The sequence below is a fragment of the Candidatus Villigracilis proximus genome (genome assembly GCF_016717045.1).
GTDB classification, from domain to species: domain Bacteria; phylum Chloroflexota; class Anaerolineae; order Anaerolineales; family Villigracilaceae; genus Villigracilis; species Villigracilis proximus.
Map to the genome: position 1 here is coordinate 251,634 of NZ_JADJUO010000004.1, position 19,200 is coordinate 270,833.

Below are 19,200 nucleotides of genomic sequence, written 5' to 3' on the forward strand. Positions count from 1 at the left end.
CGTTATGAGGTCCGCCGAGTTAAATTCCATTCAACATTGATTTCAAAAGGCAGGACAAGGGTTGGTTGATTGAGCGCGGCGGGAAAGATCGGGTTGACCGCGTCTGCGCGTGCCCATGGGTCGCCGAACATTTCTGTGTACATGGCCGGAAAACCCGACTCCGGATTGATGATCTGTTCCCATTGCGACTGGCTGTGGGTACGTGAAAATAAATATTGAATGGCAACAGTGCCTGCATTTAATCGCGGGTCAATGCGCATGGTGCTTCCATCGGGGAAATCGAGATGGGTCAGTGTACCTGCGCGCCAGCCGTAATATGCAATGGCTAAATTGTTGATGGCCCACACCAATTGAACTGACATGCCTTTGTAGTGATAGTCATTGAATCCCATTGGATAATCAATGTGGAGAGTATCTACAGGTTCACCGCGCACCCAGCGGCTTTCAAATTCAAGGATGCCAAGGATCAAACGCGGATTGATCGAGTTTTCAAATGCAAGGCGTTTAATGGCATCGTCTCCATTGATCCAGCCTGTGGAACCCAGATAGTCTTTGAAGTTACTGAGATGTCCATTTGCGTTTTGCACATATTCATTGACGTCAAAGTCGGCGGCGGTAAAGGAGAAAATGATCTCGGCATCAGGCATGATCTGGACGTTGGGTGTCATGATTTCGTTGATGCGGTTGGGAATCACGAGTAAAGTGCCGGGGTCTATGAGTGTTGTTTTGGTCAGATCAGCATCTGACGTGATTTCCGATTCTTCCACGCCGAAACGGGTTGCCAGAGCTGATAGCATGTCTCCGCTTTGGGCGTAATAGAGGAATGGAGCAGAATCATATGATGGTGTGAGTGTGGCCTCGATAAGCGGGGAAGCTCCATCGGGGGTGGGTGTGGGGTGTAGGCTGCCTCTGTTTCGATCAGCGGCGGAGTGGTTGAGGTGGGGAAAATGATCGGGTTGTCTTGAACAGCAAACGGGTCGAAAGGAATCGTGTTTGAGTTCAGGAGGTCTGCTGTAGGGGTTTGTGGAATTCCCCAGATCGAAGGTGAAGATCCGCAGGCTGATAAAGTCAAAGAAAGGGAGATGAGAATTGCGAAGATGCGATACATGATTAATTGAATTATATCTGTCTTGATTAAGTTAAGATGAATTAGCGCATGATCTGATTAAACTCATTCGCGCTATCCCAGGCTTCAATGGTTACATTGCCGCGTGTGAGGAATCCATCATACTCGGCGCCGTTCCCGCTTGATATCCAGCCGTCGAGATTGAAGGGCATTGGGCCGTCTGCTGCGATCCATTCGCCATTGTATTTTCGGGCGAGGTGAACATGTGTGGCGTTGGATACGCCGCCTTCACAGGAAGCATGCCCGATGTGTTCGCCAGCAAAAAGATATTCACCGGGTTCGATGCGGTCTTCTTCAGCGATATGCATGTATAAAACGACCCAGCCTGTTTGTTCGTAACCATCGTTATCGAGGTCTTGTATCAGGGCGCCATTGGATGCACGTGTAACCAGCCCGTCGGCGACGGCCGTGACCCATAGTGGACTTGCGAAACAGCTTCCATTGTCGCCGGGCGGGGCGAAGTCCAGAGCTGCCCATGCTGACCCTGAGTCCCAGCCGCCATGCGGGCCGCCGGTGAAATACCATGCTTCGCCGGCGCTGAAAGGAAGATTCATGATCGGCTGTGTGACAGATGGGGAGATCAACGGCTCGATGGCGTAATTAAAAGGGTTGCCAAAAAAGACATAGTAAGTGAGGAGTAGTCCTGTGCCGCTGACATCCTGTTCCCATGTTGGACGGTCGTCAAGCTGGGCGAAGAAATATTGCAGTGCCGCAGTTCCGGCATTAATGGTTGGGTCAACTGGAACCACAGTGCCGTCATTTACGACCCAGGTTGAGATGGCATTGGCTTTCCAGAGATAGTAGCCTTGATTTAAGTTGTCTGCGGCCCATGTTAGTTGACGATATAAGCCATAGTGGTATTCGTCGGCCAGTCCCATTGGATAGGAGGTGTTGAATGGTTGAGGATTGGTTACCCAGCCGCTTTGATATTCAAGCAGCGCCAGTAACAGGCGTGGATTAACTGAGTAATTACGGGCGACGATCCAGACGATTTCATGGCCAGACAATAAAACGCCGTTTACATCCTGTGTATAGTTGGCGAGGTAGCCATTCTGGCTTTGGATAAAATCGTCAATATCAAAATAGATGGCAGCTGGGCCATACACCAGTTCAGAATCGGGAATCACCTTGAAGGGCGTGCCTGCATCCCCCGGGTTTGGTGCAGGGACATTTAATACCATATCCACATCAATTAAATTTGGATCTGTAATATTGTTGGCTTCCATTAATGTTTCAAGGCTGATGCCGTAGCGTTGGGCAATATTTCCAAGAATATCACCGGGCTGCACCACATATTGGTCTGTATCTTGTCTGGGAGTTGGCAGGATGCGTTGTTCATCTGGTGTAGGTGAACTTACGGCTTGCAGATTGCCGCCTGGTGCTGGTGGAGAGACTGTTAATGGATGCGTGTAGGGGTTGCTTCGCGTGTTGCAGTTGGCGGCAGCGGCGAGCTGGTGTTTGTGCCAACGGGCTGTCCAATAGGGTGTCTTGCGGAATGGGCAGGAATGGATCGTAGGTAGGGAATATGACCGGCGTAACCGTGGCAGGTGCGCAGGAAGCAAGCAGGGCTGTGATGAGCAAACAGGAAAGCAGGATCAGAGAAGTTGGCCGTGTATTTTTTTGAACAGACATGTGGGCGATTTTACCAGTGGAGAGAAAAAAGCGTGTGCGCATGAGTGAAAAGAAAGTAAGAGGCATGGACTTTTGAAATCCATGCCTCTCGTAGTTTTAGGTATTTGAAAAAAATTACGATTGAAAGCCTGAACCCATGATGTAATTCTCCAGCCCGCGGATCTCGCTTTCCCTGTTTTCAAGTGCCGCAAACATGACATCGCGCATGGAGACGAGGCCGACAAGGTGTTCATTTTCCACGACGGGTAAATGACGTACGTTGTATTGCTTCATCAGTCCCATACATTGTTCAACTGTTGTGTCTTTTGTGACGGTCATCATTTTTGAGATCATCACATCTTTGACCAGCGTGTCTTTTGCAAGGCGGCCTTCGATCTCGCCTTTGTAAAGATAGTCACGTTCGGTATAAATGCCGACGATCTTTCCGCTTTCGGTCACCAGGATGGCGCCGATGTGCGCTTCGGCCATTATTTTAAGGGCTTGCAGGACGGTGTCGGTGGAGGTGACAGAAAAATTTTTCTCCGATTCTTTCTCTTCAAGAAGTTTACGAACAGTGGTCATGTGATTATTCTCCTTTGGGTTTATATAATTTGTATGTGAGGAACAACCTCACTTCGTGCCGATTTAATTTTTACATCTGTTGTGATGTGCCCGGAAACCTTTGTGGGGCAGGCAGGGCTTGCCGGGTTCTATATAAAGTTTTAATTGTTATATGGATTAAAACCTGCAAAGGAGTTGGTTTGTTCCGCCGGTTGCCCCAGGATATTTTTGAGATGCAGCCATTCCCATATTCGTTCAACGGCTTGGGGGACAAGTTCGGCGGTTTCTTGAGAAAGTTGGCGCGTGAAAAGAAAACGGTATCCACGTACAGAAAGCAGGGCTGCGTCCGGCTTTTTGTTATAGATGGTTTCGCAAATGGAAATAAGCGATTGTGGTGTAAGGTGATGTGTAAATGGCGAGCGTTGAAAATCTGCGTCAACACCGATCAGGCGTACAGGTTCGGGAATGCTGCCGGTGTGCGCATCTACAAAGCAGACGTATTCATAGGCGGCAATTTCCTCTGCAATTTCCGGAGTCAATTGCAGGTAAAAGGCGAAATCCATTTGTGCGGTTTGCGTAAAATCATCTTCATAAGAGTCGGGAGCGGGCAATCCCAGTTTGACGCTTAATGCGCGCAGGATGTGCCAGGCCACGCCGTCATCTTCACGATCTGGATTTCCGTAGCCGATCAGCAGGGTACGCTTCAAGAGTAACTCCTATTAATCCCGAGTTAGAGTTTGGCGGAGAGAGCCATCGGGATTTAACACTTCCACTTGAATAGGCATTTGTCCAACGGCGTGAGTGGAACAGGACAGACACGGATCATAGGCGCGGATGGCTGCTTCGACGCGATTTAACATTCCTTCGTGGATCTGCGGTCCTTTGACGTACGTCTTTGCCACACTGTCAACTGCGTTGCTCATTGCCCAGTTGTTGTGGCCTGTGGAAACGATCAAATTTACTTTGAGCAGTTTGCCGTTTTCGTCAGCTGTGTAATCGTGGATGAGGGTTCCACGAGGGGCTTCAAGAACGCCAACGCCGTGGCCGGTATAGTTTTTGCGGGTGTTGAGAATTTCTGTGCTGAGAATATCAGGGTCTTCGCATAACATGCACGCGCGTTCAACGGCAAATAGGGCTTCTATCAGGCGGGCGTAATGATAGTATAGGGTATTTTCCACGGGTTTGCCACTGTTCAGGCTCTTAAAGATTTTAAGTTCTTCATTTGCCAGCGGCGTGTCAATTTTTTGGGCAAGATTCAAGCGTCCGAGCGGACCGACACGATATACTCCGCCGGGATATCCCATCTTTTTATAAAAAGGAAATTTCAGATACGACCACGGTTCAACGTGTTCCTGAATGTAATCCAGATAATTTGCAGCCTGGAAGCGTTCCATTTCGACGCCTTGACTGTCGATCAACCTAATGTCTCCATTGTACAGTTCCAGTCCGTTTTCGGGGGTGGTTAATCCGAAGTATCCTGTTGGGAACACGGCGAATTTTTTAATATCTTCCATGTTCTTTTCAGCCCAGTCTTTCATGATCTTCAAACCAAGCTGGAGGGTTTCAATTGCTGCATCTGCGCCGGTTAGGATGTTATCGCGTTCTGCTTTGGTCAGGGCTTTGTTGACTCCGCCCGGCACAGCAAAAACAGGATGAAGGCGTCTTCCGCCGAGGGTTTTGATAATCTCCTGACCGAATTTGCGCAGATTGACAGCCTTGATGGTTAATTCAGGGTTTGCGCCGATCAAGCCGACCACACTGCGTATTTCTGGCGCGGCGTCGAAGCCGAGTAATAGATCAGGACCTGCGAGTTCAAAGAAGTGCATTCCGTGGCTTTGGATGATCTGCCCCATGTGCATGAGTTCGCGCAGAAGGTTGGCGGGGCGCGGCGGGGTTTGCCCTGTGATCGCGTCGCCCGCTTTCGCTGCAGCAAGATGATGGCTTACCGGGCAAATTCCGCAAATGCGCGCAGTGATTTGCGGCATTTCAAAATACAGGCGGCCTTCGCAGAATTTTTCAAACCCACGAAATTCGTTGACGTGCATATAGGCATGGTCAACGGTGTTGTCTTCCTTCATGTGAATGGTGACTTTTGCGTGACCTTCAATACGGGTAACCGGTTCAATTGTTATTTTTTGTGCAGTCATAATGATCTCCAGTAATTTTGAATGCAGAATGTGAAGTGATGAATAAAAAACATTCTGTATCTATTTTTATTATTTTCTAAATTTTTAATCCCAGTGCAATAAGTTATTCTTCAACTCAGGTTTTCGTCCTTGCGCCAGCTCGGAGAGTACGTAAAAGATGACATCTGCATCGGGCGGGCAGCCAGGGACATTGTAGTCCACTGGTACAACCTCATGAATGGCGCGTGTTTTGGTCATGGTTGCCAACTCAGGGTCATTGGGGATTTCGCTGCCGGGTTCGTTACTCTCCGCGTCGACATAAGCGCGTTGAAGTGCAGCTTCAACGCCGCAGAAATTACGCATGGCGGGTACGCCGCCAAAAACAGCACAGTCACCCAGCGCCACCAGAATTTTTGCACGGCTGCGCATCTTGCGCGCAACTTCTTCGTTGGCGCTGTTATTAATGCCGCCTTCCAGTACGCCAACATCTACTCCGCTTTCATCGGGTTCTTTTAAGTCAGTGATGGGGGAGGAACGCAGGTCTGCCAGTTCAACAATTTTCAAAATGCGCTCGTCCATATCAAGCAGGGACATATGACATCCTGCACAACCGCACATCCAATCAGAAGCAATTTTAGGTTTGTTCATAAGATACTCTCTTTCACCATTAATTTAATGACACGCTTGACTTGCGTTCCAGAATGGCTGTTTGCCATTCTGCTTTGAGTGTCATGTTTGCACGCGCGGCAATTTCACTGAATACGGTCGTATTGTCGTATACACCTTCGTGGGGAGAAGGGCTTTTTCGCCTGTTGTGTCCGTCCATCCAGATTGATGTAGTGACCTTCCTGTTCAGACCAAATGGTGACAGGCAGGATGACATCTGCTTGTTCGGTTAGTTTGGATTCATAACAAGCCTGAACCACCAGATAAGGCGCTTTGGATGTCCGCTCTACGAGTGACTTGGAAGCATAATCATCACCCAGAGCAATGTATACGGCTTGATGTCCATTTAGCTTGAATGTCTCATCCAAACCGAGCAGGGTGGCTGCCAGACTGTTCGCTTCTCCCTTCATTGAGAGCAGTCCAAATCGTTCATTGTCCACTGCGCCAACCAATACTGCCAGCCGATGTAATTCTTCGATGAGACTTTCATTGCGTTGGGCGGTAATGCCTTTACCGAACAGGATGACAGGCGAGATGGAATGTGCCAGCATTTGCGCTGTTTGGGCAAGCTCTTCGTGTGAGATTCCCGAAGTTTGGACGGCTTGTTCGATAAGCGCGTCTGCGTTGGGAAGGATCAGAGAAACACGTCCCAGACCTTCTTTGACAATGATCGCCTGTAATCCTTTAATGAGCGCGAGATCTGAACCGGCTTTGGTTTTAAGTGCAATATTTGCCATGTCGTCCAATTCACTAATATCGGGGTCGATAGTGATCAGGTGCGTGCCTTTTGGCATATTGCGCTTGAATAAGAATCCGGCGACCATGTGACTGCGATTGATATTTGCGCCAATGCACAAAACGGTATCAGCAGTCCTTAAGATATCCAGCTTGCCTTCAAAAGCGCCATTTTTTTCTGCAAAGCGGGTGGCTGCCGCTGTGGGAACACCTTCTTCGATACTGGTGACCATATTGCTGTTGAACCTGTCGGAGAATAATTCTTTGAACATAGACAGCGCTTCGACTGTTAAACGGGTGGATGCAATTGCCGCCACACCGTTTTTGTCACCGGCCAGTGGACTTAACTTATCGGAGACAGTGCGCAGAGCTTCTTCCCATGTGACAGGTTCGAGCTTGCCATTTTTGCGTATTTGAGGAGTGGTGATGCGTTGGCGTGCTTCGGTGAGAGGGTCATATCGTCCGTGCTCGCAGAGCAATCCACTATTAACTTTGCCTTCCCAATCTCCTTCGATCCGCACGATGCGGTTGTCGCGTACAAGGATGTTCATTGAACATCCCACTGAGCATCCTACACAGACCGATTTGATCTCTGTCAGGTCTTTATCGTGTCCTTGATAAACACTGACTCTATCGATCAATGCGCCGGTCGGACAGACCTGAACGCAGGTACCGCATTTGATGCAGGTGCTTTCGCCTAATGGAACATCTGTATCGGCCACGATCAAGCTGGCCGCGCCGCGTTCCGCTACTGAAAGGGTAAAGTTACCTACCAGTTCGCCGCAGGCACGTACGCAGCGACGGCACAGGATACAGCGGTTATTATCAAGAATAAAATACGGGTGTGAGGTATCCACCGTGAAGTTGCTCCAGCCCGGTTGAATGGGCCATGAGGTCATTTCTTCGCGGTAGGCGGCATTCTGTAATTCACAATCGCCGCCGCTCACCTGACAGAAGGGGCAGAAATGGTTGCGTTCACTGAAGAGCATCGAGAGGATAAATTCACGCGATTTCTTGATCGCTTCCGTTTCAGTGTTCACCACCATGCCGTTGCTTACAGACAGCGTACAGGATGCCATGGGGACACGCCATCCATTCACTTCCACAATGCATAAACGGCATCCGCCATAAGGAATCAATTCTTTATGATCACACAATCTGGGGATGTAAATTCCAGCTGATTCTGCGGCACGCAAAACCGTTGTGCCTTCGGGAGTTTCGATCTGTTTTCCATTTATCGTTATTTGCACCATAAGATCCTCTGTACTTTCGCTTTCTAATTTTTCAGTGTTCAAACTCATTAGGAGATAAATATTTTTTTATGCTACTTTTTCGATCTCTTCCGTTAACTCACATACTCCTGTCTGGCAGACCCTTAGACGAATATGGGCTTCCACTTCTGTACGGAAATATTTAAGCATATCGCGGATCGGGGTTGCAGCTGTTTGTCCAAGCCCGCAGTTTGAAGCGCGTTCCATTTCACCGGCCACGTCCAGCAGTTGATCCAGTTCCTCCAGCCTGCCCTGACCTTGTGAGATGCGTTCAACGATCTCATAGGCGCGTTGTGAGCCAACGCGGCACGGTGTGCATTTGCCGCATGATTCAAAGCGGAAGAATTGCAGGAGAACTTTGACCAGGTCTACAATGCAGGTGTTCTGGTCGCAAATCAACAATGCGCCTGGAGCCGAGCGATACGCCCGCCTTGCGGAAGGATTCAAAATCCATTGGCGTGTCTTGTAATGCAGCAGGAATAACAGAGCCGCTGCTTCCGCCCGTTTGCGCAAGCTTAAGGGTACTACCCGGCTTCATACCTTTGGCGTAAATATTGATTACTTCGCGCAAAGTGATGCCCATGGGCACTTCGATCACGCCGCTGAAGTTGATATTGCCCATGATCGTATAAACTTTTGTGCCCGGGCTGGAGGGGGTGCCAAAAGATCTGTACCATTCTGCTCCATGTCTTAAGATCGGAGGAATGTTCGCGAGCGTCTCTACATTATTAATTAAAGTTGGTTTGTTCCATAATCCGTTTGTAACGGGGTAGGGCGGTCTTGAGCGTGGCTCTCCGCGTTTGCCTTCAAGAGATTCAAGAAGCGCGGTTTCTTCTCCGCAAACGTATGCGCCCGCACCCGCATGAACATGAATATTGAAGTTGAAGTCTGTTCCAAAGATATTCTTGCCAAGGAAACCAAATTCCTTTGCCTGGAGGATGGCTTTTTCAAGGCGGCGAAAAGCAAGTCCATATTCACCACGAATGTAAATGTATCCTTCTCCCGCACCAAGCGCATACCCGGCAATCGCCATGGCTTCGATGATGAGATGTGGATCACCTTCCAGCACAATGCGATCCTTGAACGTTCCGGGCTCACTTTCATCTGCGTTACAGACGATATATTTTTCCTTGCTTTTGGCTGCCCGAACAAATCGCCATTTACGTCCGGCAGGGAAGCCCGCGCCGCCGCGTCCTTGCAAGCCGGAGTGTTCGATAATATCAATGACTCCGTCCGGGGTCATCTCGGTCAATACTTTTCCAAGCGCTTCATAGCCATTGGCGGCAATAAATTCTTCAATATTGTCAGGGTCGATGCGGCCTGCGCGTTCCAGCACAATGCGTTGTTCTGCAGGGTTGTATCCTTTATGTGTGCGCAATGAGCCGATCTGACCGGTCAATTGTTTTGGGGGAGCCAGCAGGCTGGTGACCACACGTCCTTTGTATAACTGCTCTTCGACGAGATACCTTGCATCTGCCGCTTTGACAGGCCCATAGACAGTGGCCTCAGGGTAGACGATGACCAATGGCAGGACATTTGAATAGTTGATATCGGAAATCGTGGAAACATCCACTTCGTCCTGCAGGTTGTAGGTTGCCAGTGCCTCATTTAAATTATGGATGAGTTCATTCGCTCCAAGGCGGATGCTTTCAGGGTCATTGGAAACCAGGATCATGGCACGTTTTGTTTTCATCATCATCGGCTCCTATTCATAACGTCCCAGAATGTCAGGGATTTGCTCTGGTGTGACGTTGCCGTACATATCATCGTCAATTAAGAGCACAGGCCCTACACTACACAGACCCAAACAGGATGTGGTGACGAGCGTCCATTTTGCATCGGGTGTGGTTTCTCCATTTTTTAAATTAAGTCTTTCCTTGAGCGCATCCCAAACTGCTTTTCCGCCAACGACATGGCAGGGGGCGTTTTCGCAAAATTTGATCACATGTTCTCCGCGTGGTTTGGTGGAGAGCATGTCGTAGAAACTCGCCAGAGAATACAACTGACCTTCAGAGACAAAAATCTGGTTGAGCGGATCGTGAAGCTGTTGACGCACTTCATGAAAAGCTTTACCGGGAATGTATCCATATACATGATTGATCTCGCTGAGAATCGGTATCAGTGCATCATAATTTTTGCCGTGCTTTTCAATTGCCGCTTGAACGACTGCGGTAATTTCACGATCAATTGTTGGAGCGACCATACTTCCTCCGATCAAACATTCTTTTGATTCTGTTTTTCAAGTGTAGCCATTCCCGGCGGTTTGGCTAAGGGTCAAACATCATTATTGTGCTTGCTGCAAATCACAAATGGCAAACCTATGATTCCACGGTGATGGCGTTAAAGTTACAGACTTGCATGCAGATTCCGCAGCGGATGCAGGTTTCAGCATCGATATGATGCGTTTGACGTCGTTCACCGCTAATGGCTTCCACCGGACAATTCCTCGCGCAGACCATACAACCTGTGCAGGCTGGCGCTTGTATTTCGTAGCGGATCAGCGAACGGCAGACTTTAGCCGGACAGCGTTTCTCATAAATGTGCGCTTCATACTCATGGCGGAAATGTTTAAGCGTACTGAATACCGGATTGGGCGCACCCTGACCCAGCCCACATAAACTATTGCGCGAAACTTCATGGCACAGGTTTTCAAGTTTTTCGATGTCGCCGTCTTCGCCGAGGCCATCACAAATTTTTTGCAACAGTTCAAGAATGCGGCGTGTGCCAACCCGGCAGGGTGTACATTTTCCGCAGGATTCAGCTTGTGTAAAGTCCATGAAGAAGCGGGCGATATCCACCATGCAGGAATTTTCATCCATCACCACCAGACCACCGGAACCCATCATCGAACCAGCCTGACTCAGCGCTTCGTAATCAAGCGGTAGATCAAGATGTTCTTCAGTGAGACATCCGCCCATTGGGCCGCCGGTTTGTACCGCTTTATATTTTTTGCCGTCCTTGATTCCGCCGGCCACTTCAAAAATAATTTCGCGCAGCGTAATCCCCATCGGCACTTCCATCAAGCCCGGCTTGACCACATTCCCGCCGACGGCAAAAGTTTTTGTCCCTTTGGAGCGTTCTGTGCCCATGCTTGAATACCAGGCTGCGCCCTTTGAGATAATTTGCGGCACGTTGGAATATGTTTCAACATTATTATTATTGGTTGGTTTGCCCCATACACCTTTTACAGAAGGGGAATGGCGGGCGCGGACTTGGTTCACCGCGCTTGCCCATGATCGAAGCCATCAAGGCTGTCTCTTCACCGCAAACAAATGCGCCCGCGCCAACACGCACTTCAAGATCAAAGTTAAAATCAGTGCCGAGAATATTATTGCCAAGGAAGCCGAACTCACGCGCCTGCTTGATCGCAATATTGAGAGTTTCCACTGCAACAGGATATTCAGCGCGGCAATAGATATACCCATAACTTGCACCGATGGCGTACGCGCCAATGATCATGCCTTCGATCACTGCATGCGGATCGCCTTCCAGCACACGGCGATTCATAAATGCGCCGGGGTCGCCTTCGTCCGCATTGCAGACCATGTATTTCGGGTTGTCATTTACCTGACGGGTGAGCCCCCATTTTCTGCCTGCTGGAAAGCCCGCGCCGCCGCGTCCGCGTAAGCCGGAACTTAAAACTTCTTCAATTACTTTCTCAGGCGTCATTTCAAACAAGGCCTTGCCAAGCGCCTGATATCCATCTATTGCAAGATAGTCTTCAATATTATTTGGATCGATCTGACCGCAATTGCGTAAGACAACCCGCACTTCCTTCGGGCGCAAGGGCCCGAGTTCTTCATCAACAACAGGCTTAACCACTTCACGAAAACGCTCAACGACACGGCCTTTTAGAAAATGTTCCTCAACCAAAAAAGGGATATCATCAGCAGTCATGCCGTGATAATGAATACCCTCCGGGTACACCATGATCTCAGGACCGTTTGCACAGCCGCCAATGCGTGAAGTTTCGAGCACTTGAATTTCATCTATCAAGCCCTGTGCTACAAATTCATCCTGTAATGCGTCAACAATTTCATGAGCGCCCTTTGCAAGGCACTCCGGGTCAACACATACCAATACATGCGAACGATAAAACGCCATAATAAACTCCAACTCTCAATGATATTTAGATCGGTAAAACGTAATCCTTTACAGGGGTTCCATTTTGCACGTGCTGCTTCATGATTTGCTCGGCAATTTCCGTATTCACTTTGCCGTACACAACTTTGGCGCCTTCGCCGATCACAACTTGAAGGATGGGCTCCTGTTCGCACATACCCATGCAGCCGGTTTGAGTCACGGTGACGCCACTTAAGTTATTTTTTTCAATAAAATTCAATACACTTTTCATCGTATCCCGCGCACCTGCGGCGATTCCACAAGTGCCCATCGCCACGATCACCTGCACATTTCCGGCGGCGGCTTTCATTTGTTTTTTGTGCAGCGCTTCTTCGCGCACGCGTTTTAATTCTTCGAGTGATTTAATTGCGGGCATGGTTTCTCCTTTTTAGTTAACTGTTTGATACGCAAGCGATTGAATGCCTTCTTCAAATATGCCGCGCACAAACCTCAGTATGTCAGGCTCAGTCATGGACATATCGCCCAGGGCTTCTTTTAGCTCAACATCATCAAAATTGAAATTAGTGTTTTGCCCATCCCGGTCTGTTATTTGATAAATAAAGACCCAATGAATATGCGGATAGGAAACCAGCAATGTTAAAAATGTGACAGCCAGATCGCCGAGCGGCATTCGATCAATGTGACTGTGACGAAAAACCGCTTCGACTTTTGTGCCTTTACCTGATTCTGTGACCAGGCTTAATCCACCTTCAGCCATTTCTGCTGCCAGCTTCAAGAGTGGAATCCCAAGTCCCACTTTGCGAGTTGTGCGCGTGGTGTAAAACGGATCCAGCACCTGTTTGGCTGTTTCCTCGTTCATGCCGCGCCCATCGTCTGTCACACTGGCTGTTAGCAGATCACTTTGTAGATTTTCATGCACCTCAATGCAAACCCTGTGGCTTTGAGCAGCCACACTGTTTTCAGCAATATCAAGCAGGTGCAGTGAGATCTCTCTCATGATCAGCTTTGTACTTTTTTAAGGATCTGCGGAAATTTATTGGGGCGCAGATGCCCGTGGATTTCCTCGTCCACGACAACCACAGGCGCCTGACTACAGGCGCCCACACAACGGCATTCCTCAAGCGTGATCTGTCCATCTGGAGTGGTATGCCCCATGTCAATATTGAGCGTTTGTTTTGCTTTTTCAATTAATTGGGAAACACCAGCTACATAACAGGCGGTTCCCAAACAAAACTTGATGGTGTGTTTTCCGCGCGGCTGGGTCTTGAAAAAGGAATAGAAAGTCACTACGCCATGAACCTGCCCCATTGGGATTTTTAATTTGCGGGCAATATAGGCTTGCATGGGTGTGGAGACGTGTCCGATCTTGCCCTGTACTTCATTGAGCACCAACATCACGGCGCCTGGCCGGTCTTTATTGTTGGCAATTGCGTTATTAATGATTGCTTTTTGCTCTGCGATATTAAGTGGGTCGTTGGTTGGAATTTCCTGTTGCAGTCTTGTCATCTTGGATACCTTTGATAAAATTTGTGATATTTTTCACAATTCAGTTTAATCTGGCTGTTTAGATTCGTCAATGACCAATGTCATGTTCTTATGGGTGTAACTTGTCAGGCATATTTTCAATGAAAACATCCCTGTCACCCTCGTTTTTCAGCGCCATACGGATTTCATCCATTGTTGGTTCTTCTAGTTTGAAAATAGTTGTGCCGATAAATTCATCCAATCGATGAACATCTCCGCTTTGGATCAGTGGATACCTCCCAATGGCAGGGAAATTTGCGCGGGCTTTTTCTGGGGTGATGTGGCGGGAAATTTCAAAGGCAAGAATCGGCCATTGGTCAGATAGCAGGCCGAGGGTGGGGAAGAGCCCGTAGGTTGTCCGATTTACGTGTGCCGGGATGACCAATCCGCCTAATGTGTTGACTTGCGCAAATACATCTTCAATTGAAAAACGAGTGGAAGTGAGCAACATGCGCGGTTCTGTGCGGATGTATTCACCCTGTTCGTCGACGATATATTGTTCGCCAAAGAATTCTGCACGGTTCAAAGTGTCTGGCAGGGATTTATCTACTGCGTTCTGCCACTGTTCAAGCTCGTTTATATTTTCAAACAAACACAGCAAATGGACATCTTCGCAGGTTTGTACTTCCATGCCGGGAAAGACTTTGAGCTTGCTGCCAGCGGCGGCTTTTTGCACGGCGCTTACATTTGTGCTGGCGTTGTGGTCTGTGATGGCGATCAGGTCAATGTTAAGTTCAAGCGCTGTTTGCACGATCAGGGGCGGAATCATTTCCACCTCTGCGCAAGGGGAAAGAACGGTATGTACGTGCAGGTCGGCACGAAATTTTTTCATTTCTGAATGTGAATGCCCATTTCCCAAAGTTTGCCGTCAATTTCATAGGTTGGTTTGGGGGTTGAAAGTAAAACGATACCCTGTTCGTTGGCTTTTGAAATTGTGGCAGAGTCAGGCTGTGCGTTTTCGGTGATGATGATGGCGGCGACATCCAGCAGTGCGGCTACGGCGACGATGTTGAGATGGGCTTGCAGTGTGATCCAGAGATAGTTGTTTTTTGCGCCGGCCATGACACACGATAACAAGTCTGAGGTGTAGCCGCCGTCAGGCTGGATTGATGTAAAATCGCGGGGATCAGTTAGAACGGTGAGGTTGAGGCGGTTTATGATTTCTTGAAGGTTCATTGGGTTATCCATCCTTGCGTCCGTTAAAGTTTTCAGTGGGTATGTGAATCCGCATTACAAGTTTTGTGCCTTTGCCTACAGTGGATTCGATTTCCATTTTGTCGACACAGCGTTTAATATTGACCAATCCCATGCCGGCGCCAAATCCCATCTCGCGTACTTGCTCTGTGGCGGTTGAATATCCGGGTTGAAGGACCTGTGCGATGTCTGCAATTCCGGGGCCATCATCAGTGGTGGACATGGTGATGCGGTGTGACTCAACTTCGAGTTTGAGAATGCCGCCGTTGGTGGTGTGGATGATGAGATTCATTTCTGCTTCGTACACTGCAATTCCGCAGCGCCGTGCAATTTGCGGGTCTGCGCCGAGTCTTAAGAGTGCGCGTTTGATATGGCTGGATGCATTGCCGCCGCGTGTGAAATCGTGCGCTTTGATGTTGTAACGTAGTACGAGTGTAGTGCGGTCGGAGATAATATCTTCAAAGAGATGACTGGCTCTGTACTTGCGCACTTCCTCTTCTTTGTAATCTTTTTGCAGGGCGGTCAGAATTCCCCGGGTGATATCCCCTTTGGTGATCATGCCCACCAGTTTGTTATCTTCATTGATAACAGGCAGTCGTCCCAGTCTGCTTTCTGTAAATGTTTGGATGGCTCTCACTATGGAGTCGTGACTTGAAACTGTGATAAGTTTTTGGGTCATGTATTGGCTGACAGTAGCCGAGAGTTCGTTCTTTTCCATGGCGCGGACGATATCTTCCAGGCTGAGAATGCCAATGAGTTGACCATCCTCTATCACTGGCACACCTGATATGCGGTGTATGCGCAGTATCTCCAACACTTTGGAGAGCGGCATCTCCGGGCTGACGGTCTGTAGTTTTACCGTCATCACTTCCTGGATCTTTAGATCATACGAAAGCTCCTCGACGCGGTTAATCTCATTCGCATCGTGATCTGTGATCGAGCGGCCTTGTCTGCCGTGGGTTTCCTGACGGGTGGGTGTTCTAGTTGGGCACATTGGATTCAAAACTCGGCAGGCCTGCTTGATGGAGACGGCCACTTAATTCAAACATTCCCAGTGGGCTGGTAATCAATGGAATATTTTCCTGCGCTGCGATTAACAGGGTTTCAGCCTGTGGTTGTTTTCCGCGTACGAAGATGATCGCGCGGAATTCAGCCATTTCTGCCGTGCGTACTACTTGCGGGTTGGTGAGGCCGGTCAGTAAAATTGCGCCTGGTTGGCTGGCGGCCAGTACATCGCTCATTAGGTCTGCACCATAGCCGCCACTGATCTGTATGTTGGTCTCCACATCTGGTGTGAGTAGAACGCCATTTGCTAATTTTATAATTTCTCTTAAGTTCATAACCTGAGATTTCCTTTTATAACCATTATTAAGATTTTTTGATGTGCTAATTATTCTTTAGTTTGTCTATTTAGGTAAGTTTCATTCTTCATACTTTGCAGGGATGATTGTCCTTTACATAGTGATAATTTTCACAATTAAGTATAACAGAAAATACTGCCTTGAGCAGGCGGTCTATTTTGTTTTGTAATCTTTGCAATATGCAGGGAGTTTCTTTTTTATTTTTTCAAGTTCTTGTGTACAGTGTAAATTTTCAGCGATGGTTGCGTTGATATTAATTACTTACCATATGCTTTTTGAACAGCTTGTCTATTTTTAAGTAAGAAGCGGATTGAAGTCTGCAATCTGATTTTTTTGTAAGGAGGGTTAAGCGGTTTGATCCCAGTTTTCAGGTAATCACGGTAAATCCCAGGCTGGGTCAGGACGCCAATTTAACCAGGATGCATCCAGCAAATAAACGCGCTCTTTTATGCAGATGAATACTTCCTGTTGAGCCTGTTCAATATTTTTTACCCAGTCTGGCTGTATTCCACCTGTGTGGATTCCGCGCTCATATTCATTCATGTCCTTCCATTGCCAGGCGTGTGAATCTTCGATCACCATATCCAGATCAAGGTCAAGAGTATCGAATCCCAGGCGGGTGCGTTGAATGGGAAGTTGAAAATTAATGTAATAAGATACGAATTCATCAGAGGCTGCATTCCAGATATATATTGTTGAATAGAATTTTTCCGGTTCCAGCAGGATCAGGAAACGATTGGTGTGCCAGATGAACTTTTCCAGCCGTATTGTGTTGGTCATTGTTTCCTGCCAGCGATCCCATTTGGATGCATCATGCGCATGATGGATGTAACCATCGGGAACCATGCATTCCGCACCCGGCCAGACGAGCAGGGCGGTCTCTTCAGCAGTGTCTTTGATGACCCGCGCTGATTGCATATAAACTGGACGACCATCATATACGCCGCGCAGGAGTATGGTTTCGCCTTCGTTCCAAAATCTGTTTTTCTCATTTATGGCCGGCCTTTACTTTTCTCTGAATTGCGGTGGACTTTGTAGAAAACATCGGGGTCTGCCAGAAATGCGCCGAGACAGGACTCTGTGCAAAGAAAAATTGTCCTGCCTCGATATTGAGCACGCGGAAAATAAGCAGGGTCAGTTTCACGGAAGATTCGCCCGCAAAGGGTGACGAATTTTTTGTGAACTTTTGCGGCGCTTTCTGCTTTTGCCATGATTTACTTTGAATGGACCACTTCTGCGATAAATACTTCAAAGGGGTTGAGTTTAAGAGTGGATGAAATCTCCTCTATACGTCTTTCGGCGCTGGAGAATAAGATTTTCAAGTTTGAGCCGCCCACTTCTTTTGTCGTGGAGAAATTTAATTCAAGGTGGTTGTTTGAAAAATTTAAAATTACCAGCACTGATTGTTTATCTGCTTGGCGCACAAATGCAAAATAATCTTTTTGCTCGGTGTGTAATGGGATATATTCTCCCTCTTTGAGCGCGGAAGATGATGTACGTACGCGCAGAAGATGTTTGTAATAATGCAGAAGGGAGCTTGGGTTTTGCTCCTGATCCCTGACGTTGATTCCATTTTTATAGTTTGGGTTGACAGGAAGCCAGGTGGACACCTCCATCGGAGAGAAGCCTGCATTGGGGTGACTTGTCCATTGCATGGGGGTGCGGTTCTTGTCGCGTGTCATTTCGGCGGTACGCGCCATGGCTTCATCGGGATGAACGCCCATGTCAGTCACGATGGCGTGGTAATACCAACTTCCCATGGTGTCTTTGACCTGTGAAATATCGGTCAGCATGTGGTCGGTCATGCCGATCTCTTCACCGTTATAAAGGAAAGCGGTGCCTTTCATGGTCAACACCAAAGCGGCGTGCAGGCGTGCCAGCTCAGCGTGATAAAGTTTATTGCCGTATCGGGTGTAGATGCGTGAGCAGTCGTGATTTCCGAGCGTATTACACGGCCAGCCTTTTTTAGCAGACAATGCATCCAGTTGTTTTAATCGCTCTGTCTGGTTTTCGCGTACATGGTCTGGTGTGATCTTTTCTGTGCGCATCAATGGGAAGTTGAAAACAAGATGAAGTTCATCATTGCCGCTGCCCATATAGTCGATATTGTCGTCTTCGCCGACCAGCATACGGTCGCCTTCATATTCATCGAGGATCGCGCGTAATTCCTTCATCAGGTCGTGAACGCCCAACTGTCCCCACTGGTTCTTGAACATATCATGCCAGTATTTATCTTTGAGCTCCAGCTCTTCAGGAGTTTTGGCAAGATCTGAGAAGCGGCGCAATTCAGCCAGTGTCATGGGGACGGTGTGTGGTGTGAGATTGAGATCTTCAAAAATAGTGCCCAGCGCATCGAGCCGGAAACCATCCACGCCGAGATCAAGCCAGAAACGGGCTGCGTCCCACATGGCTTTTTTAACTTCTGGATTATGCCAGTTTAGATCCGGCTGTTGCTTCATGAAGTAGTGATAATAGTATTGATTGCGTTCGGGGACGTAAGTCCACGCTTCGCCATCGAAACAGGATTGCCAGTTGTTCGGGGGAGTATCAGCCCAGACGTACCAATCTGCTTTGGGATTATCGCGGCTGGATCTTGACTCAACGAACCACGAATGCTCATCGGATGTGTGATTCAGTACCAGGTCCAGAATGACGCGGATATTTCGTTTGTGAGATTCATCCAAAAAGACTTTGAAATCTTCCATTGTGCCGTATTCCGGCGCAACGTTGCAGTAATCCGAAATATCGTAGCCGCAATCCCAATTGGGCGAGGGAAAGTGTGGAGAAAGCCAGAGGGCATCCACGCCGAGGGCGGCAATGTAGTTTAATTTTTCAGTGATGCCTTTGAAATCTCCGATACCATCACCGTTGCCATCGGCAAAGGAACGCGGATATATCTGATAGAAAACAGCAGTTTGCCACCATTTTAAATTTGACATTTT

At 48.3% G+C, this 19,200-nt stretch carries 21 protein-coding genes and 1 pseudogene; all 22 read right to left on the bottom strand.

Features of this window, described 5'->3' with window-relative positions; translation table 11 throughout:
• Nucleotides 1–2: 2 nt before the first annotated feature.
• A complete protein-coding gene (locus IPL71_RS05550; protein WP_345319629.1) occupies nt 3–797 on the bottom strand; it encodes a LasA N-terminal domain-containing protein in 795 nt (264 codons plus the stop codon).
• The gene (locus IPL71_RS05555) at nt 731–1,108 is read right to left on the bottom strand and encodes a hypothetical protein (RefSeq protein ID WP_345319631.1); all 378 of its coding nucleotides are present in this window, start codon (nt 1,106–1,108) and stop codon (nt 731–733) included. The genes IPL71_RS05550 and IPL71_RS05555 overlap by 67 nt, the downstream gene beginning before the upstream one ends.
• 41 nt (nt 1,109–1,149) lie before the next feature.
• The gene (locus tag IPL71_RS05560) at nt 1,150–2,418 is read right to left on the bottom strand and encodes a M23 family metallopeptidase (protein WP_345319633.1); all 1,269 of its coding nucleotides are present in this window, start codon (nt 2,416–2,418) and stop codon (nt 1,150–1,152) included.
• Between the two features lie 43 nt (nt 2,419–2,461).
• Nucleotides 2,462–2,824, bottom strand: a complete 363-nt coding sequence (locus IPL71_RS05565; protein WP_345319635.1) for a hypothetical protein — start codon at nt 2,822–2,824, stop codon at nt 2,462–2,464.
• A gap of 48 nt (nt 2,825–2,872) precedes the next feature.
• Nucleotides 2,873–3,319, bottom strand: a complete 447-nt coding sequence (locus IPL71_RS05570) for a CBS domain-containing protein (protein WP_345319637.1) — start codon at nt 3,317–3,319, stop codon at nt 2,873–2,875.
• Between the two features lie 140 nt (nt 3,320–3,459).
• A complete protein-coding gene (locus IPL71_RS05575; protein ID WP_345319639.1) occupies nt 3,460–4,005 on the bottom strand; it encodes a hypothetical protein in 546 nt (181 codons plus the stop codon).
• Between the two features lie 12 nt (nt 4,006–4,017).
• Nucleotides 4,018–5,445 carry a Ni/Fe hydrogenase subunit alpha gene (locus tag IPL71_RS05580; protein WP_345319640.1) on the bottom strand — a complete coding sequence of 476 codons (1,428 nt, stop codon included), beginning with the start codon at nt 5,443–5,445 and terminating at the stop codon, nt 4,018–4,020.
• An 84-nt stretch (nt 5,446–5,529) separates the two neighbouring features.
• A complete protein-coding gene (locus tag IPL71_RS05585; RefSeq protein ID WP_345319642.1) occupies nt 5,530–6,072 on the bottom strand; it encodes an NADH-quinone oxidoreductase subunit B family protein in 543 nt (180 codons plus the stop codon).
• Between the two features lie 104 nt (nt 6,073–6,176).
• Nucleotides 6,177–8,078 (bottom strand): molybdopterin-dependent oxidoreductase, encoded by a 1,902-nt coding sequence (locus IPL71_RS05590; protein ID WP_345319644.1) that lies wholly within the window; start codon nt 8,076–8,078, stop codon nt 6,177–6,179.
• Nucleotides 8,079–8,144: 66 nt separating this feature from the next.
• On the bottom strand, nt 8,145–8,495 hold the full coding sequence (locus tag IPL71_RS05595) for an NADH-ubiquinone oxidoreductase-F iron-sulfur binding region domain-containing protein (RefSeq protein ID WP_345319646.1): 351 nt from the start codon (nt 8,493–8,495) through the stop codon (nt 8,145–8,147).
• The gene (locus IPL71_RS05600) at nt 8,428–9,792 is read right to left on the bottom strand and encodes an NADP oxidoreductase (protein WP_345319648.1); all 1,365 of its coding nucleotides are present in this window, start codon (nt 9,790–9,792) and stop codon (nt 8,428–8,430) included. The genes IPL71_RS05595 and IPL71_RS05600 overlap by 68 nt, the downstream gene beginning before the upstream one ends.
• 9 nt (nt 9,793–9,801) lie before the next feature.
• On the bottom strand, nt 9,802–10,299 hold the full coding sequence (locus IPL71_RS05605) for an NADH-quinone oxidoreductase subunit NuoE family protein (RefSeq protein ID WP_345319650.1): 498 nt from the start codon (nt 10,297–10,299) through the stop codon (nt 9,802–9,804).
• A 115-nt stretch (nt 10,300–10,414) separates the two neighbouring features.
• A pseudogene (locus IPL71_RS05610) lies at nt 10,415–12,200 on the bottom strand (NADH-ubiquinone oxidoreductase-F iron-sulfur binding region domain-containing protein).
• A 25-nt stretch (nt 12,201–12,225) separates the two neighbouring features.
• Complete coding sequence (locus IPL71_RS05615) at nt 12,226–12,594, bottom strand: (2Fe-2S) ferredoxin domain-containing protein (RefSeq protein ID WP_345319652.1); 369 nt, start codon at nt 12,592–12,594, stop codon at nt 12,226–12,228.
• Between the two features lie 12 nt (nt 12,595–12,606).
• A complete protein-coding gene (locus IPL71_RS05620; protein ID WP_345319656.1) occupies nt 12,607–13,176 on the bottom strand; it encodes an ATP-binding protein in 570 nt (189 codons plus the stop codon).
• Nucleotides 13,177–13,178: 2 nt separating this feature from the next.
• Entirely contained in the window at nt 13,179–13,685 is a 507-nt protein-coding gene (locus IPL71_RS05625; protein WP_345319659.1) for an NADH-quinone oxidoreductase subunit NuoE family protein, read from the bottom strand.
• A gap of 88 nt (nt 13,686–13,773) precedes the next feature.
• Complete coding sequence (locus IPL71_RS05630) at nt 13,774–14,535, bottom strand: PHP domain-containing protein (RefSeq protein WP_345319661.1); 762 nt, start codon at nt 14,533–14,535, stop codon at nt 13,774–13,776.
• Nucleotides 14,532–14,879, bottom strand: a complete 348-nt coding sequence (locus tag IPL71_RS05635) for a DRTGG domain-containing protein (protein WP_345319663.1) — start codon at nt 14,877–14,879, stop codon at nt 14,532–14,534. The genes IPL71_RS05630 and IPL71_RS05635 overlap by 4 nt, the downstream gene beginning before the upstream one ends.
• 4 nt (nt 14,880–14,883) lie before the next feature.
• Entirely contained in the window at nt 14,884–15,891 is a 1,008-nt protein-coding gene (locus tag IPL71_RS05640) for a CBS domain-containing protein (RefSeq protein ID WP_345319665.1), read from the bottom strand.
• Nucleotides 15,878–16,237: a hypothetical protein gene (locus IPL71_RS05645; RefSeq protein ID WP_345319667.1), complete on the bottom strand. Its 360-nt coding sequence runs from the start codon at nt 16,235–16,237 to the stop codon at nt 15,878–15,880. Before IPL71_RS05645 ends, IPL71_RS05640 begins: the two co-directional genes overlap by 14 nt.
• A gap of 396 nt (nt 16,238–16,633) precedes the next feature.
• On the bottom strand, nt 16,634–17,176 hold the full coding sequence (locus IPL71_RS05650) for a ribonuclease FAU-1 family protein (RefSeq protein WP_345319669.1): 543 nt from the start codon (nt 17,174–17,176) through the stop codon (nt 16,634–16,636).
• A 296-nt stretch (nt 17,177–17,472) separates the two neighbouring features.
• On the bottom strand, nt 17,473–19,197 hold the full coding sequence (locus IPL71_RS05655) for a glycoside hydrolase family 13 protein (RefSeq protein ID WP_345319671.1): 1,725 nt from the start codon (nt 19,195–19,197) through the stop codon (nt 17,473–17,475).
• Nucleotides 19,198–19,200 lie beyond the last annotated feature (3 nt).